Raw genomic sequence first — 1196 nt, 5'->3', positions numbered from 1 at the left:
GGCGCCGCGCCTTTCGCGGCCGAAAGACCCCACCCCATGACGACCCCCACCGCCATCAAGGACGTGGAGTACGAGCAGCCCGAAGATGGCGCCGTCTGCTCCACGAAGTTCGCCTGGGCCCGCGTGCCTGCCGAGCCCTCGCCCACCGAACGCGCCGCGCTCAAGGACCGCATCCGGCGGCTGCTGCGCGAGAAGAACGCCGTCATGGTGTCGCACTACTACGTGCACCCGGACCTGCAGGACCTGGCCGAGGAAACCGGCGGGCTGGTCAGCGATTCGCTGGAGATGGCGCGCTTCGGCCGCGACCATGCCGCGCAGACGCTGGTGGTCTCGGGCGTGCGCTTCATGGGCGAGACGGCCAAGATCCTGTCGCCCGAGAAAACCGTGCTCATGCCCGACCTGGACGCCACCTGCTCGCTCGACCTGGGCTGCCCCGCCGATGCGTTCAGCGCGTTCTGCGATGCGCACCCCGACCGCACCGTGGTCGTCTACGCCAACACCAGCGCGGCGGTGAAGGCGCGCGCCGACTGGCTCGTCACCTCCAGTTGCGCGCTGGAGATCGTGGGCGCGCTCAAGGCGGCAGGCCACCGGATCCTGTGGGCGCCCGACCGGCACCTGGGCGCCTACATCCAGCAGCAGACCGGCGCCGACATGCTGTTCTGGAACGGCGCCTGCATCGTGCACGACGAGTTCAAGGCCGAGGAGCTGCAGGCGCTGAAGGCGGCGCACCCGCAGGCGAAGGTGCTCGTGCACCCCGAGAGCCCCGCCGACGTGGTGGCGCTGGCCGATGCCGTGGGCTCGACCTCCGCCATCCTGAAGGCCGCGCGCGAGATGGACGCGCGCGAATTCATCGTGGCGACCGACAACGGCATGATGCACAAGCTGCGCGCGCTCAACCCGGGCAAGACCTTCCACGAGGCCCCCACGGCCGGCAACAGCGCCACCTGCAAGAGCTGCGCGCACTGCCCCTGGATGGCCATGAACGGCCTGGCCGACGTGGCCCGCGTGCTGGAAACCGGCGCCAACGCCATCCACGTGGACCCGGCGCTCATCCCGCGCGCGCGCCAGCCCATCGACCGCATGCTGGCCTTCACCGCCGCGCTCAAGGGCGGGCAGCCCCTGGGCGCGCTGGTGCCCCACATCGGCGCGGCATGAAGCGCACCGGCATGGCATCGATTTGCTATTAATTAAATAGC

Annotated in this window: 1 protein-coding gene; it reads left to right on the top strand. The window is 70.1% G+C overall.

Annotation, left to right across the window (positions count from 1 at the left end; all coding sequences use genetic code 11):
• The first annotated feature begins 36 nt into the window (after window positions 1-36).
• Window positions 37-1155 carry a quinolinate synthase NadA gene (nadA, locus tag AC27IQ_RS25020; protein WP_487091224.1) on the top strand — a complete coding sequence of 373 codons (1119 nt, stop codon included), beginning with the start codon at window positions 37-39 and terminating at the stop codon, window positions 1153-1155.
• Window positions 1156-1196: the final 41 nt, after the last annotated feature.

The sequence above is a fragment of the Acidovorax sp. KPB24-07 genome, from assembly GCF_057543315.1.
The sequence above is the reverse complement of the archived record's forward strand: the minus strand, read 5'-3'. Positions and strand labels throughout refer to the sequence as shown.

Bases quoted from the DNA above. Each gene is read 5' to 3' on its own strand.
- nadA (WP_487091224.1), top strand. From the start codon at position 37: ATGACGACCCCCACCGCCATCAAGGACGTGGAGTACGAGCAGCCCGAA.